The sequence below is a fragment of the Roseobacter sp. N2S genome (genome assembly GCF_031454055.1).
Lineage (GTDB): Bacteria > Pseudomonadota > Alphaproteobacteria > Rhodobacterales > Rhodobacteraceae > Amylibacter.
Map to the genome: position 1 here is coordinate 48,866 of NZ_JAVDQB010000011.1, position 15,181 is coordinate 64,046.

General features: G+C 56.4%; 14 protein-coding genes and 1 pseudogene. 6 read left to right on the forward strand and 9 right to left on the reverse strand.

The window, feature by feature from the left end:
- Nucleotides 1-4: 4 nt before the first annotated feature.
- From GGE09_RS19510 to ribB, 6 genes and pseudogenes are all read left to right on the forward strand, one after another.
- Complete coding sequence (locus tag GGE09_RS19510) at nucleotides 5-1,630, forward strand: GMC family oxidoreductase N-terminal domain-containing protein (protein WP_309747868.1); 1,626 nt, start codon at nucleotides 5-7, stop codon at nucleotides 1,628-1,630.
- A complete protein-coding gene (locus GGE09_RS19515) occupies nucleotides 1,627-2,637 on the forward strand; it encodes an amidohydrolase family protein (RefSeq protein WP_309747869.1) in 1,011 nt (336 codons plus the stop codon). Before GGE09_RS19510 ends, GGE09_RS19515 begins: the two co-directional genes overlap by 4 nt.
- A gap of 156 nt (nucleotides 2,638-2,793) precedes the next feature.
- On the forward strand, nucleotides 2,794-4,203 hold the full coding sequence (locus GGE09_RS19520; RefSeq protein WP_309747870.1) for a calcium-binding protein: 1,410 nt from the start codon (nucleotides 2,794-2,796) through the stop codon (nucleotides 4,201-4,203).
- A 199-nt stretch (nucleotides 4,204-4,402) separates the two neighbouring features.
- On the forward strand, nucleotides 4,403-5,113 hold the full coding sequence (locus GGE09_RS19525) for a 4-carboxy-4-hydroxy-2-oxoadipate aldolase/oxaloacetate decarboxylase (RefSeq protein WP_309747871.1): 711 nt from the start codon (nucleotides 4,403-4,405) through the stop codon (nucleotides 5,111-5,113).
- Between the two features lie 73 nt (nucleotides 5,114-5,186).
- On the forward strand, nucleotides 5,187-5,876 hold the full coding sequence (locus tag GGE09_RS19530) for a GntR family transcriptional regulator (protein ID WP_309747872.1): 690 nt from the start codon (nucleotides 5,187-5,189) through the stop codon (nucleotides 5,874-5,876).
- Between the two features lie 127 nt (nucleotides 5,877-6,003).
- Nucleotides 6,004-6,627 (forward strand): annotated as a pseudogene (gene ribB, locus GGE09_RS19535) (3,4-dihydroxy-2-butanone-4-phosphate synthase); the annotation flags it as partial.
- Between the two features lie 172 nt (nucleotides 6,628-6,799).
- Here ribB and GGE09_RS19540 read toward each other — a convergent pair.
- The 9 genes from GGE09_RS19540 to GGE09_RS19580 form a co-directional block, all read right to left on the reverse strand.
- On the reverse strand, nucleotides 6,800-7,579 hold the full coding sequence (locus GGE09_RS19540; protein WP_309747873.1) for a TIM barrel protein: 780 nt from the start codon (nucleotides 7,577-7,579) through the stop codon (nucleotides 6,800-6,802).
- A complete protein-coding gene (locus GGE09_RS19545; RefSeq protein WP_309747874.1) occupies nucleotides 7,576-8,223 on the reverse strand; it encodes an aldolase in 648 nt (215 codons plus the stop codon). Before GGE09_RS19545 ends, GGE09_RS19540 begins: the two co-directional genes overlap by 4 nt.
- Nucleotides 8,223-9,458 carry a 3-oxo-tetronate kinase gene (otnK, locus tag GGE09_RS19550; RefSeq protein WP_309747875.1) on the reverse strand — a complete coding sequence of 412 codons (1,236 nt, stop codon included), beginning with the start codon at nucleotides 9,456-9,458 and terminating at the stop codon, nucleotides 8,223-8,225. The genes GGE09_RS19545 and otnK overlap by 1 nt, the downstream gene beginning before the upstream one ends.
- Nucleotides 9,458-10,342: an L-threonate dehydrogenase gene (gene ltnD / locus GGE09_RS19555; RefSeq protein ID WP_309747876.1), complete on the reverse strand. Its 885-nt coding sequence runs from the start codon at nucleotides 10,340-10,342 to the stop codon at nucleotides 9,458-9,460. The genes otnK and ltnD overlap by 1 nt, the downstream gene beginning before the upstream one ends.
- Before the next feature lie 3 nt (nucleotides 10,343-10,345).
- Nucleotides 10,346-11,626 carry a TRAP transporter large permease gene (locus GGE09_RS19560; RefSeq protein WP_309747877.1) on the reverse strand — a complete coding sequence of 427 codons (1,281 nt, stop codon included), beginning with the start codon at nucleotides 11,624-11,626 and terminating at the stop codon, nucleotides 10,346-10,348.
- A complete protein-coding gene (locus tag GGE09_RS19565; protein ID WP_309747878.1) occupies nucleotides 11,623-12,129 on the reverse strand; it encodes a TRAP transporter small permease in 507 nt (168 codons plus the stop codon). Before GGE09_RS19565 ends, GGE09_RS19560 begins: the two co-directional genes overlap by 4 nt.
- Nucleotides 12,130-12,201: 72 nt before the next feature.
- On the reverse strand, nucleotides 12,202-13,173 hold the full coding sequence (locus GGE09_RS19570) for a TRAP transporter substrate-binding protein (protein ID WP_309747879.1): 972 nt from the start codon (nucleotides 13,171-13,173) through the stop codon (nucleotides 12,202-12,204).
- A gap of 74 nt (nucleotides 13,174-13,247) precedes the next feature.
- Nucleotides 13,248-14,222: a D-erythronate dehydrogenase gene (denD, locus tag GGE09_RS19575; protein WP_309747880.1), complete on the reverse strand. Its 975-nt coding sequence runs from the start codon at nucleotides 14,220-14,222 to the stop codon at nucleotides 13,248-13,250.
- Nucleotides 14,219-14,971, reverse strand: coding sequence for an FCD domain-containing protein (locus tag GGE09_RS19580; RefSeq protein ID WP_309747881.1), 753 nt, complete (start codon nucleotides 14,969-14,971; stop codon nucleotides 14,219-14,221). The genes denD and GGE09_RS19580 overlap by 4 nt, the downstream gene beginning before the upstream one ends.
- Nucleotides 14,972-15,181 lie beyond the last annotated feature (210 nt).

Below are 15,181 nucleotides of genomic sequence, written 5' to 3' on the forward strand. Positions count from 1 at the left end.
TCTGATGGTGGCAGAGGGGTATGATTACATTGTTGTCGGGGCAGGGGCGGCGGGCAGTGTGGTTGCGGCACGGCTGGCCACGGGATCAGACGCGCGGGTGCTGCTGTTAGAGGCAGGCGGCGGTGATCGCGACCCGTTTTTGCGGGTGCCCGGTCTTGGATTTGCGGCAGGGACTTTTGCCAAATACAATTGGAACTTTGAAACCCAGCCGATCCCTGCGCTGCACAATCGCAAGATGACCCTGTTGCAGGGGCGCGTCATGGGCGGGTCCAGCAGTATGAATGGCATGGTTTATGCGCGGGGGCATTCCAGCGAATATGATGCTTGGGCTGCGATGGGCTGTGCGGGCTGGGGCTTTGACGATCTGCTACCGTATTTCCTGAAATCAGAGTCTAATTTTCGCGGTGCAGGGGCGTGGCACGGGGCGGACGGGCCTTTGAAGTTGCGTAAAGCCAAGCCTGATTTGCCGATTTGTGATGCTTTCCTTGAAGCTGCCAAAGACAGCGGCCTGCCGATTGTGGAGGATTTGAACGCCAACCATCCCCAAGGGCTGGGCTGGTATGATGTGAACATTGATCGCGGGGTGCGGCAAAGCGCGTCGCGGGTTTTTCTGGGGCCTGCGCAGAAATTACCAAACCTGACCATCCGCAAAAACGCGCGGGTGCGGCGGGTGTTATTTGATAAGGCCCGCGCCATCGGGGTTGAGGTGCAGATCGGACGCAGGGTGACGTGCATCCATGCGGAGGCCGAGGTGATTTTATCCGGCGGCGCGATCAACAGCCCTGCGCTGTTGTTGCATTCGGGGGTTGGCCCTGCGGATGATTTAGCCGCACAGGGGATCAAGATCGTGGCGGACTCTGCGCAGGTGGGGAAAAACCTGCAAAACCATCCATGTTTTCGGCCCCAATGGCAATGTAGCGCCCCTGTGACGGCGCGCAATCACATGTCGCCTTTTGGGATAGCGCGGGCGGCGGTGTCTTATGCGGTCGGGCGCAGGGGGGTGCTGTCGGAAAGTTTCGCGTCGGTCGGGGGATTTTTTCGCAGTGATCCTGATTTGGAACTGGCGGATATGCAGGTGGTTTTCCTGTCTGCCCTGCCGCCCAGTGGGGGGCAGGGGCTGTGGGATTTACTGCCGAAACAACAGGGGTTCGGGCTGACGATTTATCAAGGTACGCCGTTCAGTCGGGGGCAGGTCTCGTTGCATTCGGCGGATCCGCTGGTCAACCCGCAGGTGGATACGGGCTATTTTAGTGATCCGCGCGACATTCACATTCTGGCCAAAGGGGTGGACCGGATGCGCGCGGTGATGCGCCAGCCGAGCATCGCGAAATACATCCGTAGTGAAATGGCACCGGGGCGGGATGTTGTAAGCCATGCGGATCTGGTGGCGGCGATCCGCAAGGGGGCGGGCACGTCCTATCATCAATGCGGAACCTGCGCGATGGGGCCTGCGCAGGATGCTGTCTTGGATTTGCGCCTGCGGGTGCGCGGCGTTGAGGGGCTGCGGGTGGCGGATAATGCGATCATGCCCCGCCTGCCAAATGCAGCCCTGCATGCGCCTGCCCTGATGATCGGGGAAAAAGCCGCTGCGCTGATACTGGAAGATGCCACTACAGGAGGCCTGTCATGAAGAAGCGATTTCACGGTGCGCAGGAGCCGGTTTTTGAACCGGATCTGCCGATCATTGACGCCCATCACCATTTGTTTGACCGCCCCGCCGCACGGTATTTGCTAGACGAATTGAGCGCGGACATTGCCCTTGGGCACCGTGTTCTGTCCACGGTCTATGTGGAAAGCCGTGCCTTTATGCGCGCTGATGGCCCCGAGCCGATCCGCCCCGTGGGCGAGGTGGAATTTGCCAATGGCATCGCCGCCATGAGCGCAAGCGGGCAATACGGGCCGTGCCGTGTGAATGCGGCGATTGTGGGGTTTGCGGATTTGACTTTGGGGGCGCGGGTGGGTGAAACGCTTGATGCCCATCAGGCTGCCGCGCCAGAGCGGTTTCGCGGCATTCGTCAGGTGACCCTGTGGCATCCCGACCCCGCGCCAAATGCTTTTATGTTTGATCCGCCCCAAGCGGGGATGATGGAAACAGCGGCGTTTCATGCGGGGTTTGGCGCAATTGCAGCGCGGGGGCTTAGCTTTGATGCGGCGGTGTTTCACACCCAATTGCCCGAGTTGACGGCGCTGGCAGATGCCTTTCCGAACACGCCGATTATTCTGAACCATCTGGGTTTTGCCATGGGGCTGGGTCTGGCCCCTGCGCAGCGGGCTGATCTGTTCGCAAAGTGGCAGGGGGCGCTGCAAGAACTGGCAAAGCGGCCCAATGTTTCGGCTAAAATTGGCGGGTTCGGGATGCCGTTCTGGGGGTTCGGGTTTGACGCGGGTACAGGGGTTGCCAGCAGTGACCAGCTTGCGGCGGCGTGGCGTCCTTTTGTTCTGGCGGGGATCGAGGCCTTTGGCGTGGAGCGCGCCATGATGGAGAGCAACTTTCCAGCCGACGGACATTCCTGCGGGTATGTGCCGTTGTGGAATGCGCTAAAGAAGACCACTGCGGATTTTTCCGATACCGAGAAATCGGAACTTTATTGGGATACGGCGGCCCGCACCTATGGGATTGATGTGCCGAAACCCTAAAGCCCTGCGCGGTTTCCAATAGGTGGACGCGCGGGGTGCGCGGGATATGCCGCCAACTCTGGCTATTTTTGGTGTGACAGATGTAAGGAACCTATCCTATGCTGCCCCTAACTATACCCGATTTTTAGGCGAAAAACATTTTTAGGACGTTCAGCAATGGCATCAATTATCGACCAAACCGCGCTTTTCAATCAAATCGGCTACCCCTTTTTTTCATTGTGGTATCCCGACAAGATCAGTTTCCAAGACGGGGTTGTGCGGGGGCTTCGAAACGGTGTTCAGCCAGAGGTTTCGGAAACGGGCGCAACGCAGCTTGTCTTTGAGAAGTTTTCGCCAAAACTGGTTAGTCCCGAACATAGGTATGATCTTGTGTTTGAAGGGGCAGGGCTGAAACGGAATGCGGATGGCACCTATTCCGGCCGTGTGACCAGCATTGAAATTATGGCACGCATTCCTGCCAAACATGCAAACAACCTACCAGAGGACGAAGGCAGGTTGATTTCTATGACCCTCGACGAAACATTAACCGTGCAGATGGACGATCTGTTCAATGCGGCGGCGCAGATCGTGCTTCCTGAAAGCCCTACCCGTGATACCAATCTGACCAGCAGCGATGCGGGGTATGACGCCTTTCTGAGTCTTTTGGGCGGCGACATTGGTTTTGAAACGACCGGTGACTATTTTTCTGGCTACGCGCGGGGCGGGCAGGGTGATGACCTGTTGGTGGGGCGCAAAATATTTCTGTCCGGAAGCGATCTGGAACGGGATGTTACGGATAATGTGACAGGGATTGGCTACGGCCAGTATGATTTCGCGCTGACCATCGAAAAGGTCGATGCGGATATTTTTGTTGATCTCGACGCGGGTGAAGCCAATTGGCAGCGCAGTATCGAAGGCGAAACGTACCAGCGTACGGTTGAAATGGAGAATATATATTCGGTTACAACCTCTGACGGGGATGACGTGATTTACGGTTCAAAAATTGAAAGCCGAGTCTTTCCAACGATCTATGCGGCTGGCGGAGATGATTTGGTGTTTGGGGGTGCCTATGATTATTCCATTTTCGGGGAAGCAGGCCGTGACACATTGTTTGGCCGCAGGGGCGAGGACACGATTTTCGGGGGTAGCCAGAAGGACGTTTTGAAAGGAGGCGAGGAGAGGGATAGACTCTACGGCGGCTCTGGGAATGACCGGATTTACGGCGGCGGTGGCGATGATGTCTTGATCGGCGATGCAGGTCACGATGTTCTGCGCGGGGCTGGCGGTGACGACTATATGCGCGGCGGGGCTGGATCGGATAGTTTTGTGTTCAACGCCAAACCCCAAGGGGTAGATCAGGGCTATGACAGGATCAGCAGATTTAACATGGCAGACGATCCGCAGCGGCCGTCTTTTGAAGCCGATAAAATTGTGTTTATCGGGCTTACTGATACGGACTCTCTGGTAATTGAAACAGAGGCCCTGTCCCGTGGGCGCTATGAACATACGGTGGATTACGGTCAGGGGGTTCTGAGCATTCGGGGCCATGATGCAGAGTTTGATTTATCTGTGATTGAAATCGGCTGACGGGGCAAAAACCCAAAGCCCGCAACTGGCCCTTTGCCCCCGAATTTATATTGCTTTTGACGTTGTTTCTGCTGTGGCAGCAGGGTCTTGACTGCGTTTGAAATTTATTAGTATTCTTTCGGTATACAAGTTGGTTGCGGGCCGTTTTTTTACACCTTCGAACCGGCATCCTTTGCTTCAAAGAAAGACGAATAGACCCATGAAACCAATCATTTACAACCAAATCCCGCGTATTGATCCGCAGCTCATAGAGCGCGCCCGTCTGATCAGTGTGGCCGATTTGCACGAAGGTCTGGGGGCCATCGTAGGGCGGCAGTCTTTGATGTCAGTGGCCATGCGCCCGATGTTTCAGGGCGCGCGGATTTGCGGGCAGGCTGTGACCTCGTTCAACTACCCCGGTGATAATCTGATGCTGCATGTCGCGGCAAATCTGGCCGAGGCGGGCGATGTGGTTGTGGCCACCAACGGGGGCAGTGCGCAGGGGGCTTTATGGGGCGATGTGATTACCCATTATGCCCAGACAAAGGGGCTTGCAGGCGCGGTTATCGACGGTGCCGCGCGGGACAGTGACCGCCTGCGCGAGATGGGTTTTCCGGTTTTTTCCACGGCTGTTTCGGTGTCCCATCCCGAAAAACGCGGGCCCGGATCAGTGAATGTTCCCATGGTGGTTGCAGGGGTTACGGTGTACCCGGGCGATCTGATTGTTGCGGATGGGGACGGGGTTTTGGTGGTGTCGCCAAAAGACCTTGGCGCTGCGTTGGACAACGCCGAGGCGCGGCTTGCCAAAGAGCAAGAGTTTCGTACGGAACTGGAGGCTGGCAATTCTATGTATAATATTCTCGGGCTTGAGGCGGAGTTGATTAAGGCCGGAGTAGAATTCGTGGACGGGTCTTGGCCGCAGGAGGCTTAGGCCTGCACAGGCGTGGGAAAACGTGCCGCTTGGCGTTCTGGTGAACTGTTGGTATACAAAGGGACGCATTTCTTTGAACGGGGTAACCGCAGTGATTCAATCGACTTCAATTTTGACCTCTCCGAACAAGGATCTAGAGGGTTTGGCGATCACTGCGTATAACGCGATCAAGGATCAGATCGTGTCGCTGGAAATTCCGCCCGGTACGTTGATGTCGGAAAATTCGTTGGGGGCGTCCCTTGGCCTCAGCCGGACCCCGATCCGCGAGGCTTTGCGCCGTCTGGAGCGCGAATATCTGGTGGCAATCCTGCCGCGGCGCGGGATTGTGGTGACGGAAATAGACCTGAAAAGCCAGTTGCAATTGATCGAGTTTCGCCGTGGCGTTGAAATCCGTTTGATCCGCCGTGGCACCGATCGTGCAACCCAAGACCAGCGGGCCAAATTCGCGCAATATGCCGATCAAATGGAGGCCTGCGCCGAGGCGGGCGACCTGACGCAATACATTGCCCTGGATAGTGAATTTGACCGCGAAATTGATCTGGCGGCGTCCAATCGGTTTCTGACTGATGCCATGCAACCCGTCCATGCGCTGGTACGGCGATTCTGGCATTTGCAACTGGGTAAACCCGGTTTGATTGTAGCCCTGAAACAGCACATCGCCGTGGTGCGTGCCGCTGCCGAAGGCGATGCGGATATGGCCTGTAAGGCCTTGACAGAGTTGTATGATCTTAGCGAAAAATATCTGTTCGATCAGTTAAGTTAGGTCAGAACCTATGGCGACCGGGGGGCGTTGACTCTGTGCAATTTTATCTGGTATACAAGTGAAATACTAGATTGAAAAAATCCGCTTGTTACAGGCGGGCAGGGATGAACGAGGGTCTGAAATGAACATGATTACTTTGAATATCACCGAGGCGGATGTGATCGTTGGCCCCGAGCAGATTATTGCCGAAGCGGTTGCCGGACGGATGTTCATTCTGGTGGATGACGAGGGGCGCGAAAATGAGGGGGATCTGGTTATTCCTGCGGATGCCGCTGATGCCGCCGCGATCAATTTCATGGCCCGCGAGGGTTGCGGGCTGATCTGTCTGGCGCTGGATGGGAGGGTGGTGGATCGCCTAGAACTGCCGCCGATGACCCCCACGAATGCCTGCCCGCATCAGACGGCCTTTACCGTTTCGATCGAGGCTAAAGAGGGGGTGACTACGGGTATTTCTGCCCATGATCGCGCGCGCACCATTGCAGCGGCGATTGCGCAGGATGCTTGCCCCGGTGACCTGATTTCACCAGGTCATATTTTCCCGCTGCGGGCCAAAGACGGCGGTTTGCAAACCCGCGCGGGCCATACCGAGGCCGCCGTGGATGTCAGCCGTATGGCAGGGCGCTCGCCTGCGGGGGTGATCTGTGAAATCATGAACCCTGACGGCACCATGGCGCGGCTGGATGATTTGGTACCCTATGCGCGCTTGCACGGGCTGAAGATCGGCAAGATTTGTGATCTGATTGCCTATCAAGCGGGTCAATCTTCTGGCAAATAAGCCTGCTTTTGTACGTTGACCGCTTAAGGGAGCAGAGCTGAATAATCCATCAGCCGTTGGGAACAATGTGACGGTGCCGCACATGCCGTTCAAACTTGCGGCGCTTGAGTTGGCGACGATCCACGAGCGTATGCGCTGTCGATGTCAGTCAGCAGCGGTCGTTCTTTAGATCATCCATCCAGCCCAGACCGCCGGTTGTTGTGTCTTTCGGGTGGTATTCCGCACCAATGATGCCCTGATACCCCAGCGCAGCGATGTGTGCTAAAAGCCAGCGGTAATCCACTTCGCCGTGATCCGGTTCGGCACGGTCGGGGACGGCGGCTATTTGGATATGGCCGATCTTTGGCAAAAGCCGTTCCAGATTTTTCGCCAGATCGCCCTGCATGATCTGCATGTGATAGCAGTCAAACATGATTTTCAGATTGGGTCGCGCCAGCGCGTCAACAATCCGTTCCGCGTGATCCGTGGTGGACAGGTGATAGCCCGCCACATCGCGGGTGTTGATGGGTTCGATCAACACATTAATTCCGTGTTTAGCGGCCAGATCACAGGCATGGTTTAAATTGGAGCGAAAACAGTCTTCAGCCGCGGTGCCAGAATCTGTGCGCCCCGCCATCACGTGTACCGCATCTACCCCTGCCGCTGCTGCATATTCCACAGCGCGGGCGATTTCGGCGCGGGCCTCGGGAATACGATCGGGCAATGCGGCCAGTCCGAAATCACCTGCTTCGCGGTTCCCCGGCCATGTATTCAATCCCAGCATCCGCAGGCCGGTTTCCCCCAAAGCTGCTTTCATCTGTTCTGGTGGTGTTTCATAGGGGAAATGACATTCCACCGCGTCAAATCCTGCGGCTTTTGCTGCGTGGATCGCTTGGGGGAGGTCAAGTTCGGTGAACAGAAATCCCAGATTGGCAGAAAACTTTGTCATTCATCCCACTCTACATCAAATTTGGTCACCAGCGCCTGCACCTGCGTATCACTTAGTGCCCGTGCATTCATTCCCCGCAGCATAAGGGCGAGCCGTGCGGTGTCTTCCAGTTCCTCGATTGCGTTACAGGCAGCCTCTACATCCTTACCGGCCACGACCGGACCGTGATTGGCGAGCATCACCGCACTGCGTTTACCCGCAAGGCCGCGAACTGCTTCGCCCATCATCGGATCGCCTGGCATAAAGTACGGCAACAGCCGCACCTTTCCCAGCTTCATGATACCATAGGGTGTCAGCGGCGGCAGGAAGTTTTCGGGGTCGGTATCGGGCAACATCGACAGGGCGACCGAATGGCAACTGTGCAAATGCACCACCGCGCCCGCTGAACTGCGTGTGTCATAAAACGCTTTGTGCAGGGGCATTTCCTTGGTCGGTGGATCCCCGTCGATCAGGGCGCCGCTGGCATCAAAACGTGACAGGCGGGCGGGGTCAAGCCGACCGAAACTGGTGCCTGTGGGGGATACCAACAAGCCGCCGTCATCCGTGCGTGCAGAAATATTACCAGTGCTGCCGCCAGTCAGACCGCGATCAAATATGGATTTTGCCAGCAGGCAGATGTGTTCGCGGAGCGCGTTTTCCTGCATCAATCCTGTCCCAACACACTTGCAGCTTTTTCGAAGTAATCCTCGGTCCCGAAGTTACCTGATTTCAGCGCAATAACCAGATGTTCACTTGCACGCAGGGCCGGTACGCCGGGATCAATCTCTGGTCCGATTTCCAAGGTTTTGAAGTCGAGCGCCTCAACTACGGCGCCGGATGTTTCCCCCCCTGCGGTCAGGATGCGCGATACACCCAGTTTTGCAAGGCAGACGGCGGTTTGACCGAAGAAGGTTTCGAGCGCATTGGCCGCCTTTTCGCTGCCGAATTTTTCCTGTACCGCTGCCACATCCGTTGGATCTGCGGAACTATAGGCTAGGGGCAGGCCCTTTGTCTCGAACAACCACTGCGCCGTTTCTTGCGGTGTTTGTGCGCCGCTGATAACATCGGCTGGATCAATTTTCAGGCTGGGGTGACGGGCTATATGATAAGCGATCTGCCCGCGTGTTGCGACAGAACAGGACCCCGACAGGATGGCTGCCTTGCCGTTTTGTACGGTCCACGGCACTTGTGCGGGTGCGATGCCGAAATTGGCCGCCAGTCCCAGTGCAACGCCTGAACCGCCTGTGATCAGCGGCAAACCTTTCGCCGCTGCGCCGATTTCCATCAGGTCGCTGTCACGCAGCGCATCAACGATCAACATACGGTGGCCTGCGGATTGTTCAGCCGCCATGGTTTCGCGGATGGCATCTGCCCCGTTAAAGACCGACTCGGCCGAAACATGCCCCACGTTGTTTTTGCTTTGCGCCGCCATCAAACGGCGCAGGTTGGCATCTTTCATCGGGGTCAAAGGGTGGTTTTCCATGCCGCTTTCGTTCAGCAGAACATCTTTGACGAACAAATATCCCTGATAGACTGACCGCCCCGCCCCCGGAAACGCGGGGCAGATGATAACGTTATGGGCATCCAAAGCATCCGCCAACGCATCGGCAACGGGGCCGATATTGCCTTTCGCTGTGCTGTCAAAGGTGGAACAATATTTAAAGAATATCTGCTGGCACCCTTGGGCTTGCAGCCAGGCCAAAGCCTCTAGTGACTGGCGGATTGCGTCCTGAGGGGCGATCGAACGGGATTTCAGCGCGACGACACCCGCCTGAACGTCTGCACTTGCGGGTTCGGTTGGGACGCCGCTGTACTGAACTGTGCGCATACCGGATTTGGCCAGCGTATTCGCCAGATCGCTTGATCCTGTGAAATCATCTCCGATACATCCCAGTAACATCAATTATCCCCCAAAAGTTTGATGCCGCCCTGACGGGCAAAGAATTTCGCAATGGCTGCGTCGTCTTCATCGCCCAGCCCCGCAGCAGAGGCGGCGGTGAATTGTTCCAGCGCATTGGCAGAAATCGGCACAGGCAAATCCGCGGCGGCAGCAATTTCACCGACGATGCCCAGATCCTTTAGCCAGATGTCCACTTTGGAATGGGGCGTGTAATCGCCTTGTACCACATGGGGACCACGGTTTTCGAACATCCACGATGTGCCTGCGGAAACAGAAACAACATCCACAATCTGCGCAGGGTCCAACCCCTGTGATGCCCCAAAGGCCATCGCTTCGCCCATTGCGGCGATATGCACCCCCGCAAGAAGTTGGTTCACCGCTTTCATGGCAGAACCGGGACCAGCGTGATCCCCCAGCCGGTGAACGGTTTCGGCCATCGCGCCGAGCACGGCTTCTGCGCCTGCGAAAGCGGCCTTGGAACCGGACGCCATGATGGATAACCGCCCTTGTGCCGCTTTGATTGCACCCCCGGAAATGGGCGCATCCAGATAAAGCAGCCCAAGGTCTGTTGCCTTTGCTTCCATTTGACTGGCAAAGGCCGGTGCCACGGTCGCACAAGAAACAATTACCCCGCCCGTGCGCAACCGCGCTGCTGCGCCGTTTTCCCCGAACAGTGCCCTGCGGGTTTGATCCGCATTCAGCACCGTACACACCACCACATCTGCGGGCGCGTCGCCTTGCGTCCGTGGTTTTCCGCCTGCGTCGCACAGCAGGTCAACCTGCGCCGCCGCCGGATCAAATCCGCGCACTTCAAAGCCCGCACGAACAAGGCTTTTCGCCATTCCCAGCCCCATCGAGCCAAGACCTACACAATCAATCAACATCCGTTAGCCTCCAAATATCCATTCAACCGGCCACAGCGTAATCGCCGGAACATAGGTGATAACCATCAGGGCCGCGAAAACCGTCAGCACAAACCAGATCAGTTGGGGAATGATCTTTTCCACCCGCAACTGCGCCACCGAACAGGCCGCGAACAAGTTCACACCAAGTGGCGGTGTAATCATCCCAAGCGCAAGATTCACCACGATGATCAGACCGAAATGCACTGGATCAACCCCATAGCTTAGCGCGATAGGCGTCAGGATTGGGGCCAGCACGAGGATCGCCGCCGAGGTTTCGATGAACATGCCAACGATCAGCAGCAGGATATTTACTGCCAGAAGAAAGGCGATCCGGCTCTCGAAGATTTCCTTGAACCACTGGGCTATTTCATTTGGCAGACCGGAGCGTGTAATCAGGAAAGAAAACAGCGACGCGGCCGAAATGATGATCATGATCGCAGAGGTTGAAATCACCGTCTTTTTCAAAATCTCCGGCAACTCGGAAAATTTCAGCTCTTTATACAGCCCCATGCCAACGATCAGCGCGGCAGCCACAGCGGCAGCGCTGGCTTCGGTCGGGGTGAAAATACCCGAATAAATACCGCCAAGGATCACCACAGGCACCAGCATCGCGGGCAGCGCAGCAAGCAGCGCCGCACCCGGACTAGAGCGGTCCATCCCGTCGTCTTTACCGATCCCGCGCAGACGACAAATCACCATCACAAGCACGATAAGAGATCCGGCAACAACCACGCCAGGCCCAAGACCAGCAACAAACAGTTTTCCGATAGATGTATCTGTAGACACGCCGTAGAGGATCAACGGGATCGAAGGCGGAATGAGCACACCCAATTCAGCGGAAGAGGCCTGAATAGAAGCTGCCAGCGGTTTGGGGTAGTTGTGTTTTACCATCGCAGGAATAAGAATTGCGCCAATCGCAAAGGTGGTCGCGACAGAAGATCCGGACACCGAAGCAAACAGCATACAGGTCAGCACACATGTACAGGCAAGCCCCCCCTGAATGCCCCCGACCAGCGATTTGGCCAGTTCCACCAGACGGTGGGAAATCCCCCCCGCAGACATCAGGTTGCCTGCCAGAATAAACAAAGGGATCGCCATCAGCGGGAAGCTGTCGATGCCTGTAAACATACGTTGCGCAATAAGCAGCAGGGGCAAGCGGCCATCTGCCTGAATGCCAATGACAGATGCAAGCCCGATGGAAACCGCAATCGGAACACCAAGAACGAACAGGATTGCGAGCGAAAGACCGAGTGCGCTGTTCACAGTGCGTCCTCCTTATTGCGTGCTTTCAGCCAGTCCCCTTGGACCGCGCGAATGATAGAGGCCAGAACAGCCAGAAGAATAAAAACTGATCCAGTCGGCAGTGCCGCATAAACCCATGCGATGGAAATTTCCAAGGCCGAAAGACTTTGCGGGATGACGCGCAGGGTCATCAGATAGCCCTGCCAAAACAGGAAGGAAAAGAAAATCAACGACCCCAGACTTGCCACCACATAAAGCGCCAGACCCAGGCGCGGCGGCAAGGTGTTCTGAATCATATCAACCGAAATCATCGCGCCATGTTTAAAAGCAACGGCCACCCCCAGAAACACAGACCAGATCATCGCCGAGCGGGTAATAACCTCGGACCATGTTGACGGTGCGCCAAAGGCAAAACGGGTGATCACCTGATACAGGGCAAGACCGGCTGCGATCAGCAGGAAAGTAATGGAGAGCCTCAGCGCTACCCCGGTCGTGAAGTCTTCGAGGCGCAGGAAAAAGCGCATGTGGGTGCCTCATGAATATGTAGGAAGGGAAAGGCAGGCGCGCTGTTGATACGCACCTGCCGTGAGTAACGCTTACTCGACGTTTTGGATACGTGTCACCAGATCGGTGCCGTATTTGTCAGTGTAAACCGCATAAGCAGGCTCTGCCAGCTTGGCGAAGGGGGCTTTGTCGATGTCTGTAATGACTTCCATGCCATGTTCACGCAGCTGCTCTACACCTGCTTCTTCCAGACGGTTTACTTCGGCCCGCGTCGCCGCAGCAGACGCTTTGGCAGCTTCGTAGAACCAGCCTTTTTGTTCGTCTGTCAAACCGTCCATCAGGATCGGGGAAGCCAGAACAATAGCCGGAGAATAAACGTGGCCCGTCAGGGAAACGTAATCCTGCACTTCCCAGAATTTGGAAGATGTAATCACAGTCACAGGGTTTTCCTGACCGTCAACAACACCTTGTTGCAGCGCTGTGAACAGTTCGGGGAAAGCCATCGGGGTCGGGGATGCGCCCATGCCGGAAAATGCTTCCATGTGAACCTTGTTTTCCATCGTCCGCAGTTTCAGCCCGTCCAGATCGGCAGGTGTTTTCACGGCATGTTTGGAGTTCGTCACGTGGCGGAAACCGTTTTCTGTCCATGCCAGACCGACAAGCTGGTTTTCCCCGATTTTTGCCAGCAATTCCTGACCGATTTCACCATCCAGCACTTTACGGGCGTGATCGTATCCACGGAACAAAAACGGCAGGTCCAGTGCGAAAACTTCCGGGACAAAGTTGCCAAGCGGGCCAGTGGACGTGATCACCATATCCATAGAGCCGATTTGCAGCCCTTCGATCATATCCCGTTCGCCGCCTAGCTGACCTGCGGGGGCTTGGGTTCCGGTGAATTCGCCACCTGAAAGTTCTTCAAGTTTGGCGATAAAGGCATCTGCACCGACGCCGTAATGGGACGTGGGTGACAGGGCATGGCCGATCACGATAGATTGCTCTGCCTGTGCGGGTGCAAAGCTGAGGGCTGCAAGGGCGCTCGCCATTGCGAATACTGTGTGTTTCATGGTTGTTCCTCCAATAGTATTAAAGTCTTAGGGTCTTTCTGACACGCAGCGAAATGCTTACGTGCCCCTCCCAATCAGGCCGGTTGGCCCATCTCATCTTCCAGATAGATCCTAATGATCTCTTCGAAAGAATTCTCGGCACGGAAGCCCATTTTCAGGGCGCGTGTGGTTTCAAAATCGCGTGGCCAGCCCGCGACGATGCTGGCAATTGTTTCATCGGGGATGCGGCGGATCAGCGCCACGGCGTCATCCCCTGCGATGGCGCGAAGGGCCTCGATCTGTTCGGCCACGGTTGCACTTACCCCGGGCATCGTCATGCAACGTTGCGCCCCGAGCGGGGCTGTATCCATCGTTGCCGCATGGTCGATGTATCCGACTGCGGCGCGGGGGCTGGCAAACCAGTGGCGTACGTCATCCGTCACCGGAAGGATTGCCTCTTGGCCGTTAAGCGGTTCGCGCAGAATACCCGAGAAAAAGCCCGAAGCCGCCTTGTTCGGCTTGCCGGGGCGGATGCAGATCGTGGGGAAACGGATCCCGATGCCATCCAGAATACCGCGCCGCGAATAATCGTTCAGCAGCAATTCGCCCATCGCTTTCTGGGTGCCGTAGCTTGTCAGGGGTGTCAGGTGGAATTCATCAGGGATTTTTGCAGGGAACGGCGCACCAAAAACCGCCAGCGACGACGCATAAATCACCCGAGGGCAATAGTCATTTTGCGCTGCGATGGACTCCAGCAGGGCGCGGGTGCCATCCAGATTGACGCGATACCCTTTGTTCATATCCGCCTCGGCTTCTCCCGATACGATGGCGGCCAGATGTACGATAACATCCGGTCTGTCAGCAACCAGCTTGGCCGCAGTGCCCGCTTCTGTGAGGTCGCCAGCAACGGAAACGCGCGGCCCGTTGAAATCTGTTGCAACATCGGGTGCAACCACATCAACCAATGTCAGCGCGTCAACGCCCTGACCACCCAGCTTGCCAGTTTTTGCGATGGTTTCTGCCAGTTTGCGGCCAATCATGCCCGCCGCGCCGATGATTGTAACTTTCATTCTGTTGCCTTCTTGGTTGTTTCCGCCAGCACCGCACGGGTACTGTCGTAAATACGTTGTTCATGAACGCCCAGCCCCTCGGCCAGCGCTTTGGCGTCACCTGCTTTCAGGGCCGACAGGATAACGCGGTGATCCGCAATGCTTTGCGCAATGGCGCCTGGTTCTGCGATTGCACGGCGACGGTGATCCAGCTGATACGAGTAAAGTGTGGTGGCAAGATCAGAGAGAACCGCATTCCCGCAGGCATGATAAATTGCCGTGTGAAATGCCCTGTCCGCGATCAGGAACCGCACCGGATCGTTGATTGCGGCCATTTGTACATCTATCAGATGTTCCAGTTCGTTCAGCATGCCCGGCTCTGTCCGTTGCGCCGCCAGAACAGCCACCTGTCGTTCGGCCATCAGGCGTCCTTCGTGGACGTCATCCAGCGAATATTCTGTAACACGACGGTTCAGCAGCGATGGCAACCCAAGATCGCCCACGTCATCGGATGCCACTTTGGTGCGCGCACCCTGCACAACTGAAACGATACCTTTGGTAGACAGGATCAACAGCGCACCGCGGATGGTTTCGCGGCTTACGCCCATGGTTGCGGCCAGATCACGTTCGCTTGGTAGTGTGTCGCCCACGTTCAGAACGCCCGATACGATCAGCGTTGCAAAACGTTCCGCCACCTCGTCCTTAACGGACCGGTGCGTTACCTTTTCCAACGGGGCACCCTGCACCGCCAAGAGAGCGTGGTCGCTCATGTATGTCCTCCCAGAACACCAGACTCAGACAACTGGTCTGGTGGTTAGACCACTAGACCAAATGCAAGTCAATAGGGTTTCAAAGCAAAATTCTGCGGACTGGAAAACAACAAAAATTAGCTACCCCACGACCAAGCTATCCCCCAGTTCATCCTTGCGAATAGCCCCGTGACCAACCCTGAGACCAATCCGCTTAGGCAAGGAAATCCA

What these genes read in the sequence shown, in the direction of transcription:
- GGE09_RS19570 (WP_309747879.1), bottom strand. Translation starts at nt 13,173, where the DNA reads ATGAAACACACAGTATTCGCAATGGCGAGCGCCCTTGCAGCCCTCAGC.
- GGE09_RS19580 (WP_309747881.1), bottom strand. Translation starts at nt 14,971, where the DNA reads ATGAGCGACCACGCTCTCTTGGCGGTGCAGGGTGCCCCGTTGGAAAAG.
- GGE09_RS19510 (WP_309747868.1), top strand. Translation starts at nt 5, where the DNA reads ATGGTGGCAGAGGGGTATGATTACATTGTTGTCGGGGCAGGGGCGGCG.
- denD (WP_309747880.1), bottom strand. Translation starts at nt 14,222, where the DNA reads ATGAAAGTTACAATCATCGGCGCGGCGGGCATGATTGGCCGCAAACTG.
- GGE09_RS19540 (WP_309747873.1), bottom strand. Translation starts at nt 7,579, where the DNA reads ATGACAAAGTTTTCTGCCAATCTGGGATTTCTGTTCACCGAACTTGAC.
- GGE09_RS19545 (WP_309747874.1), bottom strand. Translation starts at nt 8,223, where the DNA reads ATGCAGGAAAACGCGCTCCGCGAACACATCTGCCTGCTGGCAAAATCC.
- ltnD (WP_309747876.1), bottom strand. Translation starts at nt 10,342, where the DNA reads ATGTTGATTGATTGTGTAGGTCTTGGCTCGATGGGGCTGGGAATGGCG.
- GGE09_RS19515 (WP_309747869.1), top strand. Translation starts at nt 1,627, where the DNA reads ATGAAGAAGCGATTTCACGGTGCGCAGGAGCCGGTTTTTGAACCGGAT.
- GGE09_RS19565 (WP_309747878.1), bottom strand. Translation starts at nt 12,129, where the DNA reads ATGCGCTTTTTCCTGCGCCTCGAAGACTTCACGACCGGGGTAGCGCTG.
- otnK (WP_309747875.1), bottom strand. Translation starts at nt 9,458, where the DNA reads ATGTTACTGGGATGTATCGGAGATGATTTCACAGGATCAAGCGATCTG.
- GGE09_RS19525 (WP_309747871.1), top strand. Translation starts at nt 4,403, where the DNA reads ATGAAACCAATCATTTACAACCAAATCCCGCGTATTGATCCGCAGCTC.
- GGE09_RS19520 (WP_309747870.1), top strand. Translation starts at nt 2,794, where the DNA reads ATGGCATCAATTATCGACCAAACCGCGCTTTTCAATCAAATCGGCTAC.